Annotated in this window: 24 protein-coding genes and 1 tRNA gene; 7 read left to right on the top strand and 18 right to left on the bottom strand. The window is 59.9% G+C overall.

Annotation, left to right across the window (positions count from 1 at the left end):
- Nucleotides 1–186: 186 nt before the first annotated feature.
- Nucleotides 187–657: a hypothetical protein gene (locus KHO31_RS14770; RefSeq protein WP_211623624.1), complete on the top strand. Its 471-nt coding sequence runs from the start codon at nucleotides 187–189 to the stop codon at nucleotides 655–657.
- Between the two features lie 392 nt (nucleotides 658–1049).
- Here KHO31_RS14770 and KHO31_RS14765 read toward each other — a convergent pair whose 3' ends face one another.
- The 12 genes from KHO31_RS14765 to KHO31_RS14710 form a co-directional block, all read right to left on the bottom strand.
- A complete protein-coding gene (locus tag KHO31_RS14765) occupies nucleotides 1050–2162 on the bottom strand; it encodes an EVE domain-containing protein (protein WP_211623622.1) in 1113 nt (370 codons plus the stop codon).
- A 302-nt stretch (nucleotides 2163–2464) separates the two neighbouring features.
- Entirely contained in the window at nucleotides 2465–2743 is a 279-nt protein-coding gene (locus KHO31_RS14760; protein ID WP_211623620.1) for a hypothetical protein, read from the bottom strand.
- A 411-nt stretch (nucleotides 2744–3154) separates the two neighbouring features.
- A complete protein-coding gene (locus KHO31_RS14755; RefSeq protein WP_211623619.1) occupies nucleotides 3155–5287 on the bottom strand; it encodes a DUF5906 domain-containing protein in 2133 nt (710 codons plus the stop codon).
- Nucleotides 5280–5684 (bottom strand): hypothetical protein, encoded by a 405-nt coding sequence (locus tag KHO31_RS14750; protein WP_211623618.1) that lies wholly within the window; start codon nucleotides 5682–5684, stop codon nucleotides 5280–5282. The genes KHO31_RS14755 and KHO31_RS14750 overlap by 8 nt, the downstream gene beginning before the upstream one ends.
- Nucleotides 5681–5911, bottom strand: a complete 231-nt coding sequence (locus KHO31_RS14745; protein ID WP_211623617.1) for a helix-turn-helix transcriptional regulator — start codon at nucleotides 5909–5911, stop codon at nucleotides 5681–5683. The genes KHO31_RS14750 and KHO31_RS14745 overlap by 4 nt, the downstream gene beginning before the upstream one ends.
- 100 nt (nucleotides 5912–6011) lie before the next feature.
- Nucleotides 6012–6665, bottom strand: coding sequence for a hypothetical protein (locus KHO31_RS14740; RefSeq protein WP_211623616.1), 654 nt, complete (start codon nucleotides 6663–6665; stop codon nucleotides 6012–6014).
- Between the two features lie 487 nt (nucleotides 6666–7152).
- Entirely contained in the window at nucleotides 7153–8370 is a 1218-nt protein-coding gene (locus KHO31_RS14735; protein ID WP_211623615.1) for a tyrosine-type recombinase/integrase, read from the bottom strand.
- A 164-nt stretch (nucleotides 8371–8534) separates the two neighbouring features.
- A tRNA-Ala gene (locus KHO31_RS14730) sits at nucleotides 8535–8610 on the bottom strand.
- A gap of 88 nt (nucleotides 8611–8698) precedes the next feature.
- The gene (locus tag KHO31_RS14725; RefSeq protein ID WP_201072013.1) at nucleotides 8699–9049 is read right to left on the bottom strand and encodes a c-type cytochrome; all 351 of its coding nucleotides are present in this window, start codon (nucleotides 9047–9049) and stop codon (nucleotides 8699–8701) included.
- Nucleotides 9046–9840: a BON domain-containing protein gene (locus KHO31_RS14720; protein WP_201072010.1), complete on the bottom strand. Its 795-nt coding sequence runs from the start codon at nucleotides 9838–9840 to the stop codon at nucleotides 9046–9048. The genes KHO31_RS14725 and KHO31_RS14720 overlap by 4 nt, the downstream gene beginning before the upstream one ends.
- Before the next feature lie 26 nt (nucleotides 9841–9866).
- Nucleotides 9867–10454 carry a phosphoheptose isomerase gene (locus KHO31_RS14715; RefSeq protein ID WP_201072007.1) on the bottom strand — a complete coding sequence of 196 codons (588 nt, stop codon included), beginning with the start codon at nucleotides 10452–10454 and terminating at the stop codon, nucleotides 9867–9869.
- Between the two features lie 228 nt (nucleotides 10455–10682).
- Nucleotides 10683–11126, bottom strand: coding sequence for a YraN family protein (locus tag KHO31_RS14710; protein ID WP_201072004.1), 444 nt, complete (start codon nucleotides 11124–11126; stop codon nucleotides 10683–10685).
- Between KHO31_RS14710 and rsmI the strand changes: the two genes are divergently transcribed.
- On the top strand, nucleotides 11125–12006 hold the full coding sequence (gene rsmI, locus KHO31_RS14705; protein WP_201072001.1) for a 16S rRNA (cytidine(1402)-2'-O)-methyltransferase: 882 nt from the start codon (nucleotides 11125–11127) through the stop codon (nucleotides 12004–12006). The genes KHO31_RS14710 and rsmI overlap by 2 nt on opposite strands.
- Before the next feature lie 149 nt (nucleotides 12007–12155).
- On the opposite strand, the gene KHO31_RS14700 is transcribed toward rsmI, so the two are convergent.
- The gene (locus KHO31_RS14700; protein WP_407945940.1) at nucleotides 12156–12734 is read right to left on the bottom strand and encodes a septal ring lytic transglycosylase RlpA family protein; all 579 of its coding nucleotides are present in this window, start codon (nucleotides 12732–12734) and stop codon (nucleotides 12156–12158) included.
- A gap of 640 nt (nucleotides 12735–13374) precedes the next feature.
- On the opposite strand from KHO31_RS14700, the gene KHO31_RS14695 reads away from it, so the two are divergent.
- From KHO31_RS14695 to KHO31_RS14685, 3 genes are all read left to right on the top strand, one after another.
- On the top strand, nucleotides 13375–14019 hold the full coding sequence (locus tag KHO31_RS14695; RefSeq protein ID WP_201071996.1) for an MBL fold metallo-hydrolase: 645 nt from the start codon (nucleotides 13375–13377) through the stop codon (nucleotides 14017–14019).
- Nucleotides 14016–14645, top strand: a complete 630-nt coding sequence (locus KHO31_RS14690; protein WP_201071994.1) for a 3'-5' exonuclease family protein — start codon at nucleotides 14016–14018, stop codon at nucleotides 14643–14645. The genes KHO31_RS14695 and KHO31_RS14690 overlap by 4 nt, the downstream gene beginning before the upstream one ends.
- Before the next feature lie 90 nt (nucleotides 14646–14735).
- The gene (locus KHO31_RS14685; protein ID WP_012431468.1) at nucleotides 14736–15194 is read left to right on the top strand and encodes an Lrp/AsnC family transcriptional regulator; all 459 of its coding nucleotides are present in this window, start codon (nucleotides 14736–14738) and stop codon (nucleotides 15192–15194) included.
- A gap of 56 nt (nucleotides 15195–15250) precedes the next feature.
- On the opposite strand, the gene KHO31_RS14680 is transcribed toward KHO31_RS14685, so the two are convergent.
- The 3 genes from KHO31_RS14680 to KHO31_RS14670 form a co-directional block, all read right to left on the bottom strand.
- Nucleotides 15251–16495 carry a cation diffusion facilitator family transporter gene (locus KHO31_RS14680; protein ID WP_201071992.1) on the bottom strand — a complete coding sequence of 415 codons (1245 nt, stop codon included), beginning with the start codon at nucleotides 16493–16495 and terminating at the stop codon, nucleotides 15251–15253.
- A gap of 259 nt (nucleotides 16496–16754) precedes the next feature.
- Complete coding sequence (locus tag KHO31_RS14675; RefSeq protein ID WP_054037926.1) at nucleotides 16755–17057, bottom strand: H-NS histone family protein; 303 nt, start codon at nucleotides 17055–17057, stop codon at nucleotides 16755–16757.
- A gap of 395 nt (nucleotides 17058–17452) precedes the next feature.
- On the bottom strand, nucleotides 17453–18115 hold the full coding sequence (locus KHO31_RS14670; protein WP_201140018.1) for a HugZ family pyridoxamine 5'-phosphate oxidase: 663 nt from the start codon (nucleotides 18113–18115) through the stop codon (nucleotides 17453–17455).
- A gap of 124 nt (nucleotides 18116–18239) precedes the next feature.
- Here KHO31_RS14670 and KHO31_RS14665 point away from each other — a divergent pair, with 124 nt between their 5' ends.
- Nucleotides 18240–19451, top strand: a complete 1212-nt coding sequence (locus KHO31_RS14665) for an MFS transporter (RefSeq protein WP_211623614.1) — start codon at nucleotides 18240–18242, stop codon at nucleotides 19449–19451.
- 258 nt (nucleotides 19452–19709) lie between these two features.
- On the top strand, nucleotides 19710–21293 hold the full coding sequence (locus KHO31_RS14660; protein ID WP_211623612.1) for a collagen-like triple helix repeat-containing protein: 1584 nt from the start codon (nucleotides 19710–19712) through the stop codon (nucleotides 21291–21293).
- 189 nt (nucleotides 21294–21482) lie between these two features.
- Here the strand turns inward: KHO31_RS14660 and KHO31_RS14655 are convergent, their stop codons facing one another.
- Both KHO31_RS14655 and KHO31_RS14650 read right to left on the bottom strand, forming a co-directional pair.
- Entirely contained in the window at nucleotides 21483–22499 is a 1017-nt protein-coding gene (locus tag KHO31_RS14655; protein ID WP_211623610.1) for a cupin-like domain-containing protein, read from the bottom strand.
- A 141-nt stretch (nucleotides 22500–22640) separates the two neighbouring features.
- Nucleotides 22641–23786: a branched-chain amino acid ABC transporter substrate-binding protein gene (locus tag KHO31_RS14650; protein WP_201071981.1), complete on the bottom strand. Its 1146-nt coding sequence runs from the start codon at nucleotides 23784–23786 to the stop codon at nucleotides 22641–22643.
- Nucleotides 23787–23828 lie beyond the last annotated feature (42 nt).

Genomic DNA, 23828 nt, shown 5'->3' with positions numbered 1-23828 from the left:
GGTTTGTTGTTTGCTGGTTTCCGACTTCGACAATCAGATTCTCAGCTGAAACCTCCACCGCCTTCAATCTCCCGCCTCAAATCCCCCATACACCAGATTCGAGCTTAGCTCTCGAACCCGCTGATTGCCCTGTACTTTGCTTGCAAGAGCAACCTCGACCAGGATGGCGAGGTCGTGGTGTTCTCCATGGACCAGACTCAGATTAAGTACTTCGACTCAGACACGGCCAGCTGTATCGCCAACCTGACGCGGCTCCCACAGAAGTCGAAAGACAACGTCGACTACAGCAGCAATGACGTGCGCAAGTTCAATAGGCAAAAAGCTGTCAAGCAACTGTTGCACTTCATAAAGGAAGAGAAGCCCTTCTTCGAGGGGCGGATCGACCCTCGCCACTTGCGGTCCGTCATTTGTGTGAAAGGCAAACACACCAACAACCGGATTGCGTTTCAGTCTGGTGCATTTCTTCTCTTCGGGGATGACGCCACCCTAGATGAGGGGGGTAGTCCGGAGATTGCGGTTCAGCGCATAGCCGTAATGAACAAGCGAAGTGTCATTAAGCAGTTGGACCAGTTGAACATTAATGAAAGCACCGTGTTTCCGTATATCGAAAGCTCAGCCAAATACATTGCTCAGAAATTCTCCTTCAAGGGAGCATGAGCGATAGGTCGTGTCTTTCCCTCCTTCCATTCAGCAGCGAAGCCCTTCACCCTCAAGCTGTCCATCGTACCCACTAGGTCCGCTCTCACTTGCAGAGCAGACAGCCGATTGATGAAGCAAAGGACCTCAACGGGTCGAGGTTGTGTGAAAACACAAAAGTACTCGGCTTTCGGGTGTCGCTTCACCCTTTCCAAGTCACTACCAAGCCAATACAGCGCGATCTGAAGGGCCGATTTTTTCGAGAACCTCATTCAACATGTGTTTTCGCACAGCCTCGGTCGCCTTCGGCCCTTCGCGACTGACAGCGACCAACGATATTCGCCGATGAGTGCTCGTCGGCAACGTTGCAGCGGCAACCACGACCGCCGAGCTGTCGGCCGCAGCCTGGAAAACTACTCAGCTTCCTCCTCGTACGCGTCAAGCACGGTATCCGAAAGGTGCGAAAGATGCTCTTGCGCGGCCAACCTGCGAAGGTTGTCATATGACAGATAGGTGCAATACTCCGCGAGAGGTCCTTTTTCGAGAAGGGAAAACACCGGCCGCCGGATCTCCTGAAAGACCTTGTCCCGCCTTGCCTCTGGGGCGACGATATGAAGCTTGATGTTCATGTTCGGCTGTAGTGCCACTAGATCGGCCATGCGCAGAATGCCGGAGTAGACTGAGGTCGTGTGCTCGACCTCAAACGCACGGACAATCGATCGCCCCTTGAGCCACAAAACGTCGATCTGCTCGATCGTCCGAAGGGTTGTCTCGTCGTAGTTGAGCGGCAGTCGATCGAGGAGCGCGCCGCCCTCATTGGCCCACTCTCGCAGAACGCCACCTCGATCAGCGCGGGGAATCCAGATCTTCATCCCCATCTTGGCGCCGATATTGGCTAGTAGCGCCTGCATGCGGATGGATTCTCGCGCTTCCGTCTCCGGAATCCGTTCGGTTGGCTCGATTGCACTTGCGTCCTCCGCCGGAACGCTGACTGCCACGACCTTGTCGGGGCGATTTACGGTGTGCGTCGCCAGGTTGCGTCTGTCCTGCTCGTCCATCGGATACGATTTGCCCCCGATGGCCTGGGCAGTCAGCAGTTCCGCGAGGAAGGCTCCGTCCTGTTCACCAAGTTGCACCAGGCTGCTTCTAACCTTGCCGGTCCACGCGATACCGCCTTCTTTCAGGTCGCGCGTGAATGACAATCTCTCCCACACTGATCGGTCGTGGATTGGAATGCCTTTCTCGATGTCAAGCCAGACAGTCGGACGCACCCGGAATCGCACTATGAACGGGTCGTTTTCGGGAAGGAATATGGGCTTGTCATCGATGAATGGTCCTTCGACGACTTCAAGTAGGCCAAACCAGCGGGAGAGCTTTGTCAGGTAGCAAACGAATACATCGCCGGGTTTGATTTTCTGCGCCACGTTTTCGTGACGGCGGCGAAACCCTGAAATATCGCGAGACGAACAAGCGAACGCCTCATAAGTTTCAGGTGAGAACAGATCTATGAAATATGCCACCTGCATAGCCCCCCGTCTTCGCTTCCGTCGGCTCATCCACCGATATTTCCGCGTCCAGCCAGACCGGCGGCACGTTTGTCTGCTACTCGGTCGACCCGCGTGTTTGTCGGGATCAATAGTGCGATATTAAGTCGATTCAGCGAAACCCGGGTTTACACGCTTCGGCGCGCGCAGCAGCGATCTGTTGTCGGAGTCGCTTTATGGAATCCGCGAGACCGGCCCCCACAGGGCATTCTGGAGTACTTTCGCAGAGCGCCAAGCTCGTTGAAGCGGTCAGCCGATCATGCCGGTTCACTATTGCGTTGAGATCAGCGCAGCCAATACGCGATCGTTTCGCCGTCATATCGCAACCGCTTCAGGGTGTATCCCAGGCGCATCATCGCATTCTGCAGGCGGCGGGGAGCAGCATCGAAATGCTGATGCAAGACGTTCACCGGGTGAGGCCCGTCGCGCTCATCCTCCGGCAATGTCGCTATCCAATTGCCAACTTGCACATGCAGGGATTCCTCTTTGGCCAATTCAATGCCTGATGTTTGGGCCGCAAGCTTCTGCAAATACGCAGGCATCTTAGGCGAGAATCGCCGCATTTTTCTCCCTCTCCATCTGACTAAGGTTAAGCACATCTTCCCATGTGCACGTGTGCAAGCAACCTGCCAAAGCTTATATATCCATGCATCCGCCCCCCCGTGCCACATGGGAGTTCCCCTTCTTATGATTTTATAATTTATATAGAGAAATATCTTGCACACATGCACAAAAGAGAGAAGGAGCAATGGTGGTGGCGCTCTCCGGCGTGCGAGCAGTTGGGCATGGTCGTGTGCATGTGCACGCTGGAACTGAAAAATCCATGCCCCTACCTTTCTGACAACGTGTTTTGAGATAAACCGGTTCGAGCATGACGACGAGGCCCGTTTGTGTGGGTGGCGTGCATGCACTTTCCTTGTCCATGCACGAGCGCAAACTCATTGTCTTCCCATGGTTAGCGAAAAAACGCATCTCTATTGTGTACCGGGCAATTTCGACGGCTTCGCAGCTTCGATCGCCCAGGCCGAGCTCAGTTGCTGTGACCAGTGCATGTGATTATCAAGAGCATAGACAACCGGCTGCGCTCCAGCGAGACGGACCCGCTTGTTCTGGATTCCTGACTTTGAAAGCGCGCGCCCCATCACCTCGACAGTCGCTTTCTGCTTGGTGCTCCATTCATAAGCCAGGCAGAGCTCTACGGCGGAGAAAAGCTCCCGTCCGTGTTGCTGTGCGACGGCGCCGGAAACGAATGTCTCCAGCAGCCACTGCTCAGGACCGGAACGGGACGCGTCAATCATGGCACGCTTGCTGCTCGTCATGGGCGCATGTCCTTTCGGATCGAATCCGTTAAGGTCGAGCGTTTGAAGGTGGTGCAGCAACGCGGGCAACCCGGCGGCGCTGTCACGCCAGTTGGCGAAGTCACGGTAGAACCCGTCAGGCAGCCGCGTGCTGGTAATCTCGAATACGCTAAACCGTCGATCTTCGGCTGATAGGTGAACAGCGTCAGCGTTGTTGCCCAAGAAAATGAAATCCGTTACGTTGCGCAACACTACACTCGGCTGATTTTTTTGCTCCGTCGCAATTTCACTCGATGTAATCCACGTTTTGATCAGGTCTGCAGCCTGTTGGTTGCCGTGCCGTCCTGTCTCGTCTGAAATGATATTGAGCTTGTCTCGCATCCAGGCATTGAACTGCTTGCCCAATTGACCCGGTTGGGCAACGCATGCATGGCGCCCGAACAACCGTGCAAAGGCTTCAAATACCAGATTCTTACCCAGCCCTTGCTCCCGCGACCAGCACACGATTGCCGAATGCTTCTTGGTGCCAGGATGTTGTATCGAATGTGCTAGCCATTGCTGAATCCACCGGCACGCACTCGGGTCCGGGAAAAGGTGAGCCATCAAATTGAGCCAGGGACCGGCGTCACCTGCCGCAGGCGCGAAAGCGAATCCTTCCCACAGATTCAACGCTCCGTCCGTCATGATCGCGGGTTCCTGCGGCTCGAATGCAAGGCGGGGATGTTGTCTGCGTTCCGGCCATTTGAGCCACGCGGTTCCCAGATCGACGTATGTTTTACCTGACAAAAATTGCTGGTTGCCTTGCTCGATCTTGAATGCGGCGACCGGTATAAATTCCCTTGACGCGATCCGCCAGATTGCAGGCGGGGTTTGAATCCACGCAAATTGTTCGTTCAAGCCAAGCAGCGCGGCTTCGAACGTAACCGCTGCCGTCGCACGCGCCTGGGCCTCGCGCTTTGAAACACTCGAACAGATTTTTCGTACTTCCTGGCGGTCGAGTGGTGGTTTGCACCTGGCGACATTGTGCGCCTGAACCCGCTCAAACAGATCTTCTCCGGTGAGTCCGGCATGCGCGAAATGGCCCGCCACGCGGGTCAGTCCGTCGTTGCGGCTTCCTTCCGAAATATCAGCGTCAAGATCAACTTTCCCTGCACCGAGATTCGATCCCCAAGCAGCAGCCTGCTGTGATTGCACGCCAGCGATGGAATTGACGGTGCTCGGATCAGCGCCCGTTGCCGCAGCGCTGAGGTTGTCAAGGAACGCATCGGGGTTAAGCCACGTACCCTCGTTATGCTCATGAAATGCGTCTGATGCACGCTCAGGATGCACCGATGGCAGGTAGTAGAAGCGCGACAAATCCTTGCATGCCTTGTCCGCAAGACCACCTGTCAATTCACGGCTTGCCGCCAACCAGAATCGGGACCATTCAGCAGGAAATACATCGCGCATGAGGGGGAGGATCACTCGCGAACAGTGCCGCGCAGGCGTATGGCTATGTGTGCTATGGGCCACCCATTCGTATTGACTGATTGCGCCGCGAATTGCATCCAGAGGGACGTCATCCAGGTCAAGCACGAGGCAACTTAGGGCAACGACGTTGATGTCTGCGCGTGTCGTTCCGGGCTTGAAGCGCACAGGAGAAAAGCCAGGAACCCGATCCTTGTGCGGATTTGCAAAATGCGATTCGAACATTCTGCGAGCCTTGGGCCAGCGACGGTCTCCGGTCCGTTGTGGCGTTGTTTCCGTCAATTTCGCGAACAAGGAAAACGCAAGCGGGCGGTCGGAATACGACGTTTTGAATTCAGTCATCTCCGCTCCCTTTAACATCGATGAGATGCGGGAGGCCGCCGCGTTTCGCCACCTCAGAGCCCAGTTCGCGGAAGGCTATTGCTGCGGATACCCAGCTCGCCTCCGGAACGAACATGCTGCTTGTTTCACCCAAATTTTTCGTTGTGCAGTCCAGGATCGTCCAACCTGCGGCGCAGGCGTTGCACACCGCTACGATCTCAACGCCGACGATTTTTTTCTCCTTTCTGCGCATGTACGTTCCGAAACGAGTTCCGTCGTGCTGAGCGCCGCAGCTGCCGCAGGTCGTTAAACGGCCAGACGCATGAATCAGAGGCAAGGCGGATGGCAGCGTCGCCGAAGCGTCTTCCACGAACTGCTGTGCCGTGTAGCGGTGGGGGTTGCGTGTCGTGTACGTCATACGCCATCTCCCGCCGTTTCCTGAATGAGTTGGCGTATGGCTTCTACACGCCATACCGTGATGCGTGCGCCAAGCGTTTTGACCGATGGCGGATAGCGTCCCGTGCGGACGCCTTCCCACCAGGTGGATTTGCTGACAGGGATAAGTGCGGGGATAGGTGGGTTTGCCAGGGGGTCGCCGATGATCTGGCGGAGACGCAAGTAACCAGTTTCGGGGAGTTGATGCATTTCGTGCCGTCCTTTGATGGTTGTACAACGGCTCCATCGTATTTCTTAGGACAACAAAAATCTGGTAGTTTGATGCGCCCGCGTTTACGGGCGTTTGTCGCTACCGGATATCAATCGCGTTCTTTTTTGCTTGGATGACGATATTCTTCCACGTCACCTCGCTGAAACGAAATCCAATGTCATCGCCAATCGCTTTAAGAATTTTCACCGCATCGCTGGTATAGCCAAAGTTCGCATCGTAAGTGGCGACAACCTTGATCCCATATTTATTGGCGACGCGAAGGACGTTGATCGCCATTTCTACCGCCACTTCGTGCTGTATTTCGCTGGTCTTGGGTTTGGTGGGCAGTCCGTTTATTGTTGGTTCTGCACGCTTAACGTGGTCGATCAATCTTGAAATTTTGTCCGCAACTTCGAGCGGGTCCGTATCGATTTCGAAGAGTTTGCTTAAATCAACCGAGAGAGAACGCAACTTGCGATTTGCTTTCGTCAGCAAATTTAGCAAATCCGTGTACTCCGCGAGAATCTCCGCTTTCGTGAGGTCGAGTTCATGAAACATCAATTCGGAAACCGATCGGTGGGCTTGAGCGAGCACTTCATTTGCGAAGGCGTCGGCGGGGTGACCGAATACAGGGCAGTCCACAGCGTTTTGCTGAGGGTAAAAAATGCGAAGATTCTGTTTGAGGCTCTCGGAAAAGGCTCGTGTTTTCTTTCCAGCACCATCCCCGACATATTTAGCTCTCGCAGTCGTCATCTTGCCTCCTTTGCCCGCACCCCTTGAATCAGAAACCGCACCAGTCGGGCAGGGGCACCCCGATTTTTCACCCCGTCGGGGCACGGATCAAGAAACGCCAAGCCGCGTGCTCGCGGAACAATATTACCTACGTGACACCATCAACCGAATCCCGATAGTCCGCCCACAGTTGCTCCATCTCCCGTCGTTTCGATAGGCGACGCACGCTCGATTTTGCCGCCGCCGCGATGGGTCGCTTTCAACTCGCGGACCCAGACGCGCTTTGTTGATCGCACCGCACTGGACGTCGATGGATTGTACTACTAATTATATAGCGGCCGATGTCTGCGATGTCTGCGATGTCTGCGATGTCTGCGATGTCTGCGATGTCTGCGATGTCTGCGATGTCTGCGATGTGCTCGGGTACGCGTCAGCAGGCAAAGCAGCGATTCGAGGGGTATCGAGGTGGGCGTTTTAGGGAGGTGTGTAGCCGGGTTCAGCCATTTTTTTATCCTGCTGACCCAGACTTTCCCGCGACAAGCCTCGCGCCAGCCTTGAGCCGGTCGAGGTAGTCGGCCCACTGCTGCATCATGACCCGACGCTCGCTCAGGAATCTCGTGCGGTTATAGGCCGCGCCCAAGGCATCGGGCACCTTGTGTGCAAGCTGGTGCTCGATCACTTCCGGTTTGAAGTGAAGTTCCTCATGCAGAATCGTGCGCGCCATTGCCCGGAAGCCGTGCCCGGTGATCTCGGTCCTGGTGTCATAGCCGAGACGCCGCAAGGCGGCATTGACCGCCGCCCCGCTCATCGGCTTATGCGGATCGCGGCCAGGGAACACGTAGCGCCGCTGTCCGGTCAGGGCATACAGTTCCCGCAGGAGCGCCACCGCCTGCACCGGCAGCGGGACAAGATGTTCCGTCTTGGTCTTGGTGACCAGATAGCGCCATTCCGCTTTGTCGAGATCAAAGGCAACCCACTCCGCCGCGCGAAGTTCGCCGGGCCGCACAAAGAGCATGGGCGCGACCTGCAAGGCGCATTTGACGACGAATGTCCCCCTGAACGCATCGATAGCACGCAGGAGTTCGGCGACCTGGGGTGGATCGGTGATGGCCGCGAAGTTTTCATGTTTGACGGGCGCGAGCGCCCCGCGCAGGTCACCTGAAGGATCACGCTCTGCCCGCCCCGTCGCCACGGCGTACCGGAAAACCTGCCCGCAGTTTTGCTTTGCCCGAAGGGCGGTGTCGAGTGCGCCCCGGTCCTCAATCCGGCGCAGGACCGTCAGCAGTTCGGGGGCAGCGATTTCCGCTATGGGCCGCGCCCCCAGCCAGGGAAAGACATCCTTTTCCAGTCGCTGAACGACCTTGCTGGCGTGGCTCTCCGCCCAGTTGGGTGCGTACTTGGCAAACCACTCGCGGGCGATGACCTCGAAAGAATTGGCCGCACTGGCCAGTGTCGCGGCTTTCCGGGCCTTGCGGTTTTCACCGGGATCGACGTCCTGCGCCAAGAGCCTACGTGCATCGTCGCGCCGCTCCCTGGCATCCTTCAAGCTCACGGCGGGGTAGGCGCCAAGCGCCAGCAGCTTTTCCTTGCCACCGTACCGGTATTTGAGGCGCCAGAGCTTGCCACCCGTTGGAGCGACGAGCAGGAACAGACCGCCGCCGTCGAACAGCTTGAGCGGCTTCTCGCTAGATTTGGTGTTCCGGATAGCGGTGTCGGTAAGGGCCATTGGGGGTATCACCCTCTGGCGGCATGCCGGATACCCCTGAAAGTACCCCTGCATACCCCCGGATGTCAGTGGATCGTACCGGACATTATAGGCCACAAAAAACCCCGCGAGCCTTGCTGGCTGCGGGGTTTCTGGACTTTCGTGGACTACCTTGGACTTGTTCCTGGTGGAGAGGAGGAGGATCGAACTCCCGACCTTCGCATTGCGAACGCGACGCTCTCCCAGCTGAGCTACCCCCCCAACGTGCAAATAATTCTAGCACAGGCATTTTGCGTTTTGCCAAGCCCCTGGGGTGGTAAAACCCGGAGGCAAAACGACTGGCAAAACATCACTTGGATGGCGCGCCAGCCAGCACCCAATCCACCACCGTGCGGATATCAGCATCACTCATCGATTGATGCGCCGGCATCGGAATCACGCCCCATACGCCGGAGCCACCCTCCTTCACCTTGCGCGCCAATTTTGCCGGCGCTTGCGCATCGCCCTTGTACTTCGTAGCGATCTGCTGGAACGACGGGCCGACCAGTTTGCGGTCCACCGCGTGACATCCCATGCAGGCGTTCGAGTTGGCGACGACCTGACCACGCGGCGTATCGGCCGCACGCGCTGAAGATGCAAAAGCACCTGCCAACGCGCTAACCGTCAATATTGCGGCAACGAGAGCAACGCCCCGCTTCATGGCGTCGTCGCCTTCGGATTGCCCGGATGCACCGAGTTCGAATTACTGACCGGCGCCGGTGCCTGCTGATCAAGCGGACGCGAGCTCACCGAAGAATCGGGAATCGCACCGACGGTCGGAGCGCTCGCATCCGGCTGCGAAGCGGCTGCCGGTGCCGTCGCCGCTGCAGCAGCTGCCGCAGCCGCTTCCTGCGGCTGAATGTACTGGAACACTTTCACGACCTGCGTGACGCCCGGCACGCGGCTCGCGACGTCGGCGCCGCGATTGCCTTCGTCCATCGTGACAAGACCCATCAGGTACACCGAGCCACGCTCAGCCACGACCTTGAAGTTGTTCGCAGAGATGTTCTTCTCGGCGATCAGCGCGGTCTTCACGCGCGTTTCCAAGTACGTATCATTGGTGCGCGACGAGAATGAGCTCGCCGGCATGATCGCCAGTTCGTTGACGATCGTGTTGACGTTGTTCAAACCACGCACGATGGTCTCCGCGCGCTGCTTCGACACGTCCCCCGCCACTTCACCGGTCAGCAGCACGCGGCGGTTGAACACCGCCACGTTGACGTGCGCGTTGTCGGGCAAGTTCTGGCTGATCTGCGACAGTGCCTTCACCTGCAACTCGCGATCCTCGGTCTGCGCGCCGAGCGTGCGCCGGTCGGTTGCCACCAGCGCGCTGCCGCCCGCCGCGCCGGCGACGGCAAGAAAGCAACCCTGCAACGTCGCGGAAAGTCCCGCCGCGAACCCGACCACCAGCACGGTTCTCACCAGTGTCTTCTTGACGCGGAATACGCTCATCAACTAGCTCTCCTTCGGAATCAATCTCAGTCTTCGCCCAGCAACATGGCATCGATGCCGTCGCACAGACAATGGATGGTCAGCAAATGCACTTCCTGAATACGCGCGGTGCGATCGGACGGCACACAAATATGGATATCGGTATCGCTCAGCACTTCCTGCATGCGGCCGCCGCCCTTGCCGGTCAGCGCAACCACGATCATTTCGCGCTCATGCGCGGCCTCGATCGCGGCCAGTACATTGGCGGAATTGCCGGACGTGGTGATGGCCAGCAGCACATCGCCCGGCTGGCCGAGGGCCCACACCTGTTTCGAAAAAATCTGTTCGAATGAGTAGTCGTTTGCGATGGCGGTGAGCACGGACGTGTCGGTGGTCAGTGCGATCGCCGGCAAGCCCGGGCGCTCACGCTCGAAGCGGCCGATCAGTTCAGCCGCAAAATGCTGCGCGTCGGCCGCCGAGCCGCCGTTGCCGCACGCAAGAATGCGACTGCCGTTGGCAAGCGCAGCGAACATCGTGTCGATCGCCGCGGCGATTGGCATCGACAGGGTCTCGAGGGCTTCTAGTTTGACTGCCGCGCTATCGCGGAAGTGTTGTTGAATGCGTTCGACTGACATCGAGTCTCTATTTTCTACCGCGAATGGACCGCAGTGTGCGGCCGTGTTGTGAAGTCGTATTGCGAAGTCGTGCCGCTCTGATGGACCGTGCCGGCAACGCAGTGCGCATGCGAAAAACCATCGCGAAATGCGCTGCTTCCTCGCTGCTTCCTGTATGCCGGCGTCGTCCACGAGGCCCGCACGCGAGCGCAAGTTTATCGCACTCACGTACGTTCTCCGCGCACGACATCAGACTTCGTCGGCGCGAAATGCATCGCGCAGCCACACGAGCCGGCCCGCTTCGAACGCGATCACGTCGAAACGGCACGCGGGCTCGTCATGCGAACGCCTGCTGCGGGTTGCCAGATAATGCCGTGCGGCACGCACGATCCGCTGCTTCTTTTGCCACCCGATGCTCGCTGCCGCGCCGCCGTAATGCTGCTGCGCCCGCGCGCGAACTTCGACGAACACCAGCGTGCCGTCACGGTCGCGCATCACCAGATCGATCTCGCCGCCCCGGCACAGCACATTGCGCGCGACGAAACGCAAACGCTGCCGCTGCAAAAATTCCATCGCACGCGCCTCGAAAGCAGCGCCGACGAGTTTGGACCCGGTTGGTCTCGAAAAGTTGTGCGGGTGGATTGGGTGGCACAATGGCGGCCTCGTTCTGTCTGTCTGCGTCTTCTGCCTCATGACTCCTCTCTCCGAACTCGCGCAAGGGCAGCAGTACCCCGCCGCCGCGCTGTATGTGGTCGCCACGCCGATCGGCAACATCGCCGACGTCACGCTGCGCGCATTGCATGTGCTTGGACTCGTGGACCGGATCGCCGCCGAAGACACCCGCAACACAGGCCAATTGCTCGCGCGCTACGGCATCTCGAAACCGCTCGTCGCGGTTCATCAGCATAACGAGCGGGCTGCGGCGCTGCGCCTGATCGAACATCTGCAAGCGGGCGAACGCGTGGCCTACGTGTCCGATGCGGGCACGCCCGGCATCTCGGATCCCGGCGCGAAACTCGTCGACGCCGTGCGCGAAGCCGGTTTCCCGGTTATTCCGCTGCCCGGCGCAAGCGCGCTCGCCACCGCGTTGAGCGCGGCCGGCGACTGGGTCGCGACATTCTCGTTCCTCGGCTTTCTGCCACCCAAGGCAAAAGCACGCGCCGCTGCACTGCAGCCGCTCGCGAGCCATCCGCACGCGATGGTGTTCTACGAAGCGCCGCACCGGATCGTTGAAACGGTGCAAGCGCTGGCCGACGCATTCGGCGGCGAGCGCAAGCTGCTGATCGCACGGGAATTGACAAAGTTACATGAAGCGCTGCACCGCGGCACCCTGGCCGAAGGGCCAACGTGGCTCGCTGCCGATCCGAACCGGCAACGCGGTGAGTTCGTGCTCGTGGTGGAAGGCGCGCAGCCGGAAACCGCAGGCGAACACGATCACGACGCGTTGCTGGGCATCCTGCTGGAAGAGTTGACGGTGAGCAGCGCCGCAAAACTCGCGGCGACCCTCACCGGGGCGTCGCGCAACGCGCTCTACACGCGCGCTTTGGAGCTGAAGAAAGACGAGGAAGAATAAGCGGACGGGTAAGGCAAACGAAAAGGGCCGCGCGATGCGGCCCTTCGTCTTTTGGCAGACACGGCATGAATTGCCGCCGTGCAGCCCGGCGTCACGAACGCGCTTGCGACGCGTCCGCGGCCACTACATTACTTCTCTGCACTCGACCCTTAGTTCGACGCCAGTGTTTGATTCATCTCAGCACGTGCTTCCTGCTGCGTCAAACCTTCGATCTCGACCCGCGCCGTGCCTGCATGGCGCATGTGGAGCGCGCTTGCGGCGGCCATCGACAGGTCAATGATCCGACCGCGCGCATACGGGCCGCGGTCGTTGATGCGCACGACCACGGACAGCGAGGTGGCCGGATTGGTCACGCGAACATACGAGCCGAGCGGCAATGTACGATGCGCTGCGGTCAGCGAGTGCATGTCAAAACGTTCGCCGTTGGCGGTGAGGCGGCCATGGAAGGCGCGACCGTACCACGAAGCGCGACCGGTCTGATGAAAGTCCGAAACGCCGGAACCATCGTCAGAAAGCGGCTTGGCATCGGCCAGCGGCGTGCCCTTGGTGGCTGCATCGGAGGCCGGTGCGCTACCAAAAGCTTGCGGGCCGAAGGAGCCTGCCTGCGCATTCTTCGTGCTAAGCGGTGCATCGCTTGCGGAAGTGCTCGCGCCCGGAGGCGTGGCGCAGCCGGCCAGTGCAAAAAAGGCAAAAAGAGTCCCCAGACCACGGGATAACCGAGTTTTCATAAGACGTGCAATCAAATTGTCGAGCCGCATCACGCGAAAAGTTGAGCGTGTTGCCTGCGACTCCGGCGGCAATGGACGACAACGCGCCGCGCAGAAGAGCGCAGTACGTCAAAGCCCGGATGCGGCTCATTCAGCCGCTACCGCACGGTTAATTTTCACGTCTGGCGCAACCTGTCCCCGGCAGCCTGACCAGACCCCACATGCCGCCATCGAACGTGGCAAACACGTTCTTGCGCGCGGAACTCAGCGCGCAGGAACAGCGGCGTAGGCCCCACCCAGCGTCACGGCATTCAAGTCCGTTGCAGGCGCGCGGCGCCTGGCTGGGTAAGACGTGTGCATCGAACGCATCGATACCTGATGGCCGCCGATAAAGCACGACAGCCCATACTTGAGTGGCAATCCGCGTGCCCATTTTTGATGGGGACGCATCGCCTTGTGGCATGCACAATTCCTTGTGCATGGAGGCCATTATACCCAAAACAAAATTTTGGGATGGCAAGCGACTGAAAACCTTGATGAATTTTCACTCCTGCTGCAAAAATGGGCAGCCGAAATCCCGCTGCGACGGCGCCTCAGCGCCCTCGACGAGCGTCGACGAGACGCCGGTACAATCAACGTTTTTCCAGCGGCGCCCTCATCCATGAAAGTCACCTTGATCCCCGTCACGCCGTTCCAGCAGAACAGCTCGCTACTCGTTTGCGAGGCAACCGGACGCGCGGCCGTCGTCGATCCGGGCGGCGACCTGGATGTCATCCAGGGTGAGATCGCGCGCCAGAAGGTGACGGTTGAAAAAGTGTTCCTCACGCATGGCCACATCGATCATTGTGCCGGGGCGAAAACGCTCGCCACGCACTACGGCGTGCCGATCGAAGGCCCGCATCCCGACGAAAGCTTCTGGCTCGACAAGCTGCCGGATCAAAGCACGCGCTTCGGCTTTCCTGCAGCCGAGGCATTCGAACCGGACCGTTGGCTGCAAGACGGCGAATCCGTGCAATTCGGCGACGAGACCCTCGAGGTCTATCATTGCCCCGGACACACGCCGGGCCACGTGGTGTTCTTCAGCCGCGCGCATCGGCTCGCGCTGGTGGGCGACGTGCTGTTCGCCGGCTCGATCGGCCGCACGGACTTTCCGCACGGTAATCACGCGGACCTGGTGCGCTCGATCCGCGAAAAACTCTGGCCGCTCGGCGACGACGTCACCTTCGTTCCGGGCCACGGTCCCACCTCGACGTTTGGCGCCGAGCGCCGCACCAATCCGTACGTCGCCGACGGAGTAGAAGCATGAGCAGCGAAATCTATGTGAGCACCGACGTCGAAGCAGACGGCCCGATTCCCGGCCCGCATTCGATGCTCAGTTTCGCCTCCGCCGCGTACACGGAAGACAAGCAACTGATCGCCACCTTTTCGGCGAATCTCGAATTGCTCGACGGCGCCAAGCCGCATCCGGTGCAGGAAGCATGGTGGAAAACGCAGCCGGAAGCATGGGAAGCCTGCCGCAAGGATCTGCAGGATCCGCTGGCGGCGCTGACGGCCTATGTCGAATGGGTCGAAGCATTGCCGGGCAAGCCAGTGTTCGTGGCGATGCCGGCCGGTTTCGACTTCACCTATATGTTCTGGTACATGATGCGATTTGTCGGCCGCTGCCCGTTTTCGTGGTCGGCGCTCGACATCAAGACGCTGGCCTTCGCACTGACCGGCCTGCCGTACCGCAAGAACATCAAGCCACGCTTCCCGAAGCACTGGTTCGACGAACATCCGCATACGCATGTCGCGCTGGACGACGCGATCGAACAGGGCGCGCTCTTCTGCAATATGCTCAAGGACCTGCGCGCAGTCCAGGCGGCCACCCTGGCGGGCGTTAAAGATGGGGACGACTCAGGACAAAACACCGCTGAGGAACCAGCAAATTAGGTAATCTCCCTCGCCGGAGCCGTTTTACATTGCGTTTCGTTTTCGAGCCCTCTACCATGCGTTGATACGGCGACGCACACGGAGGCGCAGTTGACACTCGATACCTTCTCTCAAAAAATCCTGCGCCTGCTGCAGCTCGACGCACGCCGGTCCGTGCAAGAGATTTCCGACCAGGTCGGGCTGTCGAGCACCCCATGCTGGCGGCGCATCAAGGACATGGAGCAATCGGGGGTGATCCAGCGCTACACGGCGTTGCTGGATCGTGAAAAACTGGGCTTGCATGTGTGTGCGCTCGCGCATATCCATCTCACACGCCATACCGAGGGCGGGGTCGAACAGTTCGAGCGGGAAATCGCCACCTGTCCGGAGGTCACCGAGTGCTACAGCACGACTGGCGAATCCGACTACATCCTCAAGATCGTCGCGCCGGACATCAAGGCGTACGACAGCTTTCTGCACGAACGCATTTTCAAGATTCCCGCCGTCGCGCAAGTTCGCACGAGCGTCGTGCTGCGCGAGATCAAATTCGATACGCAATTGCCGCTATGAGGCCGTGAGGCCAGCGCTCGATCGCTCTGGGCGGCTCGGCACGCATGACGTCAGTCTCAGGTGGCGCTATGCGATTCCGCAGCCTTGGCGGAGGCGATAGCCTCGCCGGACCCTGCCTCCGTCGAGACGCCGCTTTCGCCCGGCACTGCGTCCACCCCCTGCAGCACGCCCAGCTTGCTGGCACCCAGGTTGCGCCTGAGGGCGTCGAGATCGACTCGATCAAGACACGGTGCGTCGCCTTCGACTGTGCGCGAACCCGGCGCCGGCAAAATCACTTCGACATTCAGCCCCGTGCTCAAGTAGTGAATATTGACCGCCGCGGCCTTCACGCCGCCCGCGGCGAGCGCCGCGTTGACTTCGGCGACTACCCGTTCCCGGGTCGGCAGATTGACGGTCGGGCGCGCAACCGCATCGTTCTCCGGGTCGACATGGATCAGCGCGTCGAGCACGCGGTTGTCGGTCAGCACACGTAGGCGCGCCGATTCAGCGATGTAGTGCCCTTCCGATACCGAAATCATCGGGTCGACCAGAATGTGCGCGTCGACGAGAGCGAAATCACCCGTCTTGCGGGTGCGCATTTCATGCACGTCTCGCACGCCGGGCGTCGCGAGCAACAGCGCGCGCATATCGGCGGAAGCGGCTTCGTCGAGCGCGCGGTCGGAAAGATCCTGCAGTGCGTCCCAGCCGAACGTCCAGCCCATGCGCGCCACCATGAAACCGACAATTGCCGCGGCGATCGGATCGAGCAGACGCACGCCAGCGAGGCTGCCGACAATGCCGATCGCGACCACCAAGGACGAAGCGGCATCCGAGCGCGCGTGCCATGCGTTCGCAATCAACATCGCTGAACGCACACGCTGGGCTTCGCGCAGCATGTAGCGAAACAGGCTCTCTTTGGAAATCAGCACCAGCACCGCGACCGCGAGCGCGCTCAGATGCACGGCGGGGATGCTTTGCAAATCGGCGAGACGTGTCCCGGCGCGCCACAACATACCGACACCAACCACAATCAGCAGCGCACCCAGAAATAATGAAGCAACCGTTTCATAGCGGCTGTGTCCGTAATTGTGATCCGCGTCGGGCTTGGCGCCGCTGTGCCGATTGGCGATTAGCACGACAAAATCGGAAATCAGATCGGCTAGCGAATGGACGCCGTCGGCGACCAGCGCCTGCGAATGCGCAAACACCCCGATGACGATTTGCAGCGCCATCAGCACCGTATTGAGCGCAATACTGACAAAGGTACTTTTGCGTGCGACGCTATGTTTCGCGGCGGACTGGATGGCGGCGGTGGAAGGCATCTCTGAAACGAAGTGAAAAGTTCAATGCCTGCATTCTACCCGGCGCATCTCGAAACGCGCTGAAGAGACCACAAAAAAACCTTTTAAATCAGGTGCTTATCTAAACGAAAAGCATTCGCGTTCCGGTTTCATGGAGCGCGTGTGACAAAGAGTCACAACGATTCGCCGAGGCAATAAAAAAACCGCGCCCTTCACGGTACGCGGTTTCTTTTCTGGCAACAGCGGGCGCAATAAGCGCCCGTGATTGACCAGATCTGTATTACTTCTGGATCAGAAACTTCTCGCGATCCAAACCTGCGATCCAGCGCGGCGGCTTGCCACGGCCCGACCACGTGCTGCCGCTATCCGGGTCACGATACTTGGGCGCGACGCCTGCACGGGGACGACCCGCTTTTGCAGCCTTGGCACCGCGGCCACCGCCGAGTTCAGTCAGCGAAATGCCGTAATCGGCCATTTTCTGCTTGATCTCATTCAACACTTCTGCGTATTCACGCGACTTTGCTTCTTCGATCTGCTTTTCGAGCTTCTCGCGCTGAGCGAGTAGTTCCTTGTAGGAAGACATATGTTCCCTTGTGGTTTGGATAAATGACTGCCAGTCTTAAGCCAGCTTGCCCTTTGAAGGTGATCATGCCTCGGAATTTGATGGCGAGATTAACACAAAATAGAAAGACTAGAAAAGCGCCGCTGTAAAATTAATCCCAATTCGTTTCAAAAAATTTCACTCGAACGCGATGTTACGCAGATCCTTTCAAATAGATAATTTCGCATTTTGCTGAAAAGCGAGGTCGCACATCAGTAATTATTAAATTAACTATCAAAAAATGAAATTTAAGATGAGAATCCTGCGCCAACATTTCATGCCATGAGAGCTTCAACATGAAACGTCAGCGCATATTGCGACACGCGCGCCATTCCGCTATTACCGCATGAGTGTTTTCCCGAAACAGCAATCAAAAGTTAATTGGCGTGGCGTTGGATGCATTCTTCAAGCGCCGCATGCAAGGCTTCGGTATTGAGTTTGACGTCGTCGAAGACGAAACGGGCGCGCGCACCTGCCTGCTTCAGATCGGCGCCATATCGATCGACTCCGAGCAGTTGGAGTCCCATGGCGCCCGTGGAATGACCAGCGAAGTGCGTGATCAACGCGTTTTCTTCGTCGAAGCCGAGTGGCGGCAGTGGATCGAGTTCGGCGCCGCCGAGCCAGCCCATCGCGCCGAAGCCGCCAATGTAGCGTAGGCGTTCGAGCCTCATTGCCCAGAACGCGAAATCGCCGAGAACCAGGTACCGCTCCGCGTCGGGGTGATAGCGCAGATAGCGTTGCACGACTTCGGGAGTCGAGTCGACCGGTTCGAACGTGCCGAGCAAGGTCACGCGCTGGCCGCTCAGCACGTCACCGTCGGGGGCGTCGACCACCAGAAAGCCGGCGCGCGGGTCGGCGTGCAGGTTGTGCGTATGCTCGGCGAGCCGGCTCACGAGGATCATCGGGCGATGTTGCGGGTCCGGTGCGAACGGCAGCACTGAAGGATAAGGAAAGCCTTCCGGCTGGCGCGCGTGGGTAGCGAGCGTGCCGATAGCGGCGCTGTGCAGCAGATGCAGCGGAGCATGAGCGGGAATGTTCAAGTGCGCGGCCCTCGATGGATAAGCGGTGGATCAATCCGCTCCAAGCATAAGACAGCGCGCTTCGTTAGAATCGGAAATTCGCTTTCAAGGCGCTTTCTTACGCGTCTCCCTCCTCGAGATTTCTGTGTCCGACCGCTCTTCCGAATTCGCCGCCCTCCCCGCTGCTCGTCGCGATCTCTCCGACACCGCACGGCAGCGCGCCCGTATCGCCACGATGGCGGTGTTCTTCATCGCCGGCATGATGTACGCGTCGTGGGGAGTGCATGTGCCGACCGTGCGCGACCGCTTCCATCTGAATGCGGCGCTGCTTTCGTTCGCGCTGCTGGCCGTGGCTGGAGGATCGATCGGCGCGATGGCGGCGAATGCTTCATGGATCGCGCGGGTCGGCACGCGTCGCGCCTGCCTGACGGGCGGTCTCGTGATGACGGCCTGTGCGGCGCTGATCCTGATCGTGCCGGCTTACTGGATGTTGCTGGTGGTACTGGCCATCTTCGGCGCCGGCATGGCCACGCTCGACGTCGCGATGAACGCGGAAGCCAGCGCTGTCGAGAAGGCGCTCGGCAGGCCGATCATGTCGTCGCTGCACGGCATGTTCAGCGTCGGCGGGATGTTCGGCGCGGCGGTAGGCGGCGCCTTGCTAGCGCGTGGCATGGCGCCCGCTGTGCATCTTGCGCTGGCGGCGGCAGTCAGCGCGCTGGTGCTGATCGCGGCCTGCCCTTCGGTGCTGCCGCACGTGCCGCATGCAGATCATCCCGACGCCGCCACGCCACGCGCCAACCGCTGGCGCTCACCGGCCTTGTGGGCGCTGGGCGCAATGGCGCTAGTCGCACTGATCGCCGAAGGCGCGATGTACGACTGGGCCACCGTCTACATGCGCGACGTCGTGCTGTCCACGCCAGCCCTCGCGAGCGCAGCCTACGCGGCGTTTTCGGGCGGGATGGCAGCAGCGCGTTTCGCTGGCGACGCCGTACGCGCCCGCTTCGGCGCACCCCAACTGGTGATGGCGAGCGCGTCGCTTGCCTGCGCGGGGATGGTCGGTGCGCTGCTGCTGCCGAACCCGGTCGCCGCCCTCGTCGGCTTCACGCTGATGGGTCTCGGACTCGCGAACATGATGCCCGTGCTGTTCGCGGCAGCGGCGAGCGTCAAAGGCATTCACGCGGCCGAAGGACTCGCGCACGTAGCCGGGCTGGCGTACTTCGGGCTGCTGCTCGGGCCGGTACTCATCGGCGCGGTGACGCAGATGAGCAGCTTGCCGATCGGATTGTCCGTGGTGGCCGTGTGTTCGGCGCTAATCGCGATCGCGGGTCCGAAGGTGCTGCGGCGTTTGAAGATCTGACGCAGACGCGCGCTGCTGCTGCATCGGCAGACGTCACGCCATATGAAAACACGCGACCTTACGTTACGTTACGCGAGGCCCGCACGCTGATGTGTTCCCCCGCCACATCGAGGGCATCGACACGTTCACCGCCTCACATCAATGATGGCAACCCGTTGATTCGTATACATTTAATATTGGAATTGGTCATGCGGACACGAATGGCATAGGCCTTGCAGTTAGCTCCCCAGCAGTTTTCAAATTACGGGGGAGCAGACCATGAATCGCAATTTCAAACTGTCGGCGATCGCCATGTGCGTGACGTCGATGATCTTACTGACCGGCTGTGGAAGCGCGTTAGTCAAACCGGGCATCGCAAGCGGATCGGGTAGTGGTTCCGGCTCGGGCTCTGGTTCGGGAAGCGGAACGCCGACGCCGACGCCCACGCCGACGCCGACACCCACTCCGACGCCTACACCCACTCCGACGCCTACACCCACGCCAACGCCTACACCCACACCAACGCCCACACCAAGCAGCGCCAATCCGGTCGGTGTCGTCGTCCAGAACACCGGCAATGTGGTTGCCGCGGCCGGCCAAACCGTTTCCGCAGTCGGCAGCCAGATCGGCCTCACGCCGGTTCCCGGCGCGAATCCGGCCACTACCGCCGCGCTCGGCAACGTCGTCTCGAACCTCGGTGCCGGTGTCACAGCGGTCGGCACAGGTGCGGCGAACGGCCTCGGTCAGCTCGGCAATTCCACCGACCCGCTCGGCACGACACTAGCAAGCAGCGGCAACCTGGTTTACGACGCAGGCCAGGCCGTCAACAGCGCCGGCCAGCTCGTGACCAGTCTCGGCAGCGGTCCGACCGCGCCGCTCAGTCCGCTGACGACGCCGCTCGGCAGCACCGTTTCGACGGTCGGCACTGCAGTCAGCAGCCTTGGCACGCAACTGGGCTCGCAGCTGACGAACGGCCCGATCCAGCAGGTCACGCAAACGCTCAGCACCGCGATCACGCCGATCACAAGCACGCTCGCGCAAACGACTCAAACCGTCGGCGATACGACCGGCCTCGGTTCACCGCTGAACGGCCTGCTGTCGACTATCGGTCACGGCCTCGACGCTGCGGGCAGCCAGGTCAGCAGTGCGACCGGCAACGCGATCGGCCAGAACCTCGGCAATGTCGTGACCAAGCTCGGCGACACCGTCACCTCCGCCGGTGGCCTGCTGACCGCAGGTGGCTCGAGCAGCGGCAACCCGCTCGGCGGCCTCACCGGCATCCTGAACCCGGGCGCAGGCGGCACTACGGGCAATCCGCTGGGCGGCACGCCGCTCGCGCCGTTGACCAGCATTCTCACCGCGTTGCCCGGCACCTTGAGCGGCGGCCTGACCGGTGGCAGCGGCTCGGGCAGCCCGCTTGCGCCATTGACCAGCGTCCTCAGCACGGTGACCGGCAGTCTCGGTAGCATCGGCGGCGGCTCGGGCAGCAACCCGCTTGCACCACTGACCAGCGTCCTTAGCACGGTGACCGGCGGTCTCGGCGGCATCGGCGGCAGCTCGAGCGGCAGCCCGCTTGCGCCGCTGACAGGCGTGGTGAACTCGCTCACCGGCGCATTGAGCGGTACGACGGGTAGCGGTGGCAATCCGCTGGCTCCGGTGACATCGGCGGTGTCGTCGCTGACAGGCGCGCTCGGGTCAGCGGCGGGTTCGAACGGCACCAGCGGCACCAGCAACCCGCTTGCGCCGATCACCGGTCTACTGGGCACGGTCACCGGCACATTGAGCGGTGCCGCGACCTCGGCGGGCGGCACAACCGGTGGCGGCTTGCTCGGCGGTCTGGGCGGTCTGACGCTGAAGAAGTGACGAATACGAATAACGACGGCAAATAACGGCGCGGCAAAAAAAGCGTCGAAGGGGGGCGGCGAGCCGGGTCAACCGACTCGCCGTTTTTTTATCGCCGCAACGGGCGGGAGTATGAGAGGCCCAATCCAGAACGACTGTGGCAAGAACGTTAAAGCCACGATCCAAAGCGCCCGCGCATCCGCCGACGCATCACAGTTCGTGATACGTCACGTAATTACGCGAGAAGTCGTTACGTTGCAGAAAATTGGTGAACGTCATCGTCACCGATGCATCGAGTCCTTCCACGTAATGCCACCAGCCGATCGGCAGAAACAGCAATTCACCGGGCTCGAGCGTGCATTCCATCAAATGCGCATGACGCATAGACGGGAAGCGTTCGTAATCGATCGCGCTGCCGTCTACCTGCGAAAAGCAATGCAGCGTGTTCGCCATATACGGCGTATCGGACAACGGAATCAGCTTGATCTGTTTGCGGCCGATCACCTGCGCCACGAAGTTATTGGTCAGATCATGGTGAAACGGTGTCTTCGTTCCCGCCGGGCCCATCCAGAAAAAACCTGTATCAGGCGAGCCAGCATCGAGATATTCGCCGATAGCCGGCACGTCGGACCATAACGCTGCGAGTGCCGCGCGATTGTGCGAGGTGTTATTGGCGGTCATGTAGAAGTCGTTAGTCGGGCCGCTGCGCTCGACGAGATCGACATAATCGCCAAAGCGCATCATGCGCTTGAGCTTCGGCTGATTGATCTCATAATTCGCATCCGACTCGCGGCCGAACTGCACTTCGACCTCACAATCGCCGCATCGCTCGCGAAAGTATTCGAAACTCCACTGCGTGCGCGCCGGCCAGAAATCGAAAGCGCCGGTGATGATGACCGGACGGTTCTGAAAGTAGTACTGCTCAAAGAATTCGTCACGCGATAAGCGCTCGCGTCTTTCAATCACGCCGCTGCCAGCGCGCATGCGATTGAGCGTGCCATACACCGACAATATCCATTCGCGCTTTCGCAAACGATTGCGCAACCGTGCCGCACCCTCAAAGTAAGGACTCGCGAGTGCTGCCTCGATTTCGCGCACAGCTTCGGCAGAGTCGAAACCGTGTCCGACCAGCGCACCCTGCACTGCGGGCGGCGGTGCGTCGAGCAGCAGATTCTCGGCAATCCAGCGGCGCCAGCCGTTATCGATCGAACGGATCACAGTGGTCACGGCATTCCCCCAAACAATGTTCTCAAACCCGCCAGCCTCGCACGCCGATGCCCAAAAGAAAAGGCACGCGAGCCATGCGGCGCGCGTGCCTTTTCACTACTTGATCGAAGACAAACAAAGCTGTCTTCGGTCAGGCGGTCTTTACATCTTCACTACGTCGAGCAGCGTCTTCTTGCCGCCCTTGTAGTTGTACAGCGAGATCACGCCGTGCTGAAGGTCACCCTTCGAGTCGAACGTGGTTTCACCGATCACACCCTTGTAGTCCGTGCCCGGCATCGCTGCCAGGATCTTCGCCGGATCGGTCGAGTTCGCACGCTTCATGGCGTCGACGATGATGTACACAGCGTCATACGTGAACGGAGCGTAGATCTGGATCGGCTGACCAAAACGCTTCTGATATTTGGCCAGGAACGCTGCGCCGCCGGCCATCTTCTCGAGCGCCATACCAGCTTCCGAGCAGACGATGTTGTCGGTTGCGTCGCCAGCCAGGTCCGACAGCTTGTCGGTACACACGCCGTCGCCTGCCAGAACCTTGGCGCGCAGGCCGAGTTGCTTGGCTTGCTTGGCGAACGGGCCGCCGGTTGCGTCCATACCGCCGTACATGATCGCGTCCGGGTTTTCGCCCTTGATCTTCGTCAGAATTGCGCGGAAGTCGACAGCCTTGTCGTTCGTCGCGTCATGCGACATCACGTTCATGCCGAGCGACTTAGCGGTCTTCTCGAATTCGTTGGCGAGACCCTGGCCATAAGCGGTCGAGTCGTCGACGATTGCGACGCTCTTCATCTTCATGGTCTTGGATGCGTAGTTAGCCAGTGCCGGACCTTGTTGCGCATCGGTCGCCACGACGCGGTACGTCGTCTTGAAACCTTGTTGCGTGTAGGCCGGGTTCGTTGCCGACGGCGAGATCTGCACGATGCCTGCATCGCTATAGATCTTCGAAGCCGGGATCGACGTACCCGAGTTCAAGTGGCCAACCACTGCAACGACCTTGTCGTCGACCAGCTTCTGCGCGACTTGAGTAGCCGTACGCGGGTCAGCCGCATCGTCTTGTGCGTCGAGTTGCAGCGTGATCTTCTGGCCGCCGATCGTCAGGCCCTTGGCGTTGATTTCTTCAACTGCCAGGCGCGCGCCGTTTTCGTTGTCTTTACCCAGGTGAGCGATACCGCCGGTCAACGGTGCGACGTGGCCGATCTTGACGACCTCGTCCGCCACCGCGCCCGTCGCCAACGACGCAAACAACATGGCCGCAGCGCTGATCGGCAAAAGCTTTTGAATCTTGATGTTCATGTAAGTCTCCAGTTTCGGTCCCAAAAACAACGTAATCGCCCT

Source organism: Paraburkholderia domus (assembly GCF_905220705.1).
Taxonomy (GTDB): domain Bacteria; phylum Pseudomonadota; class Gammaproteobacteria; order Burkholderiales; family Burkholderiaceae; genus Paraburkholderia; species Paraburkholderia domus.
This window is presented reverse-complemented; position numbering and strand designations above follow the sequence as displayed.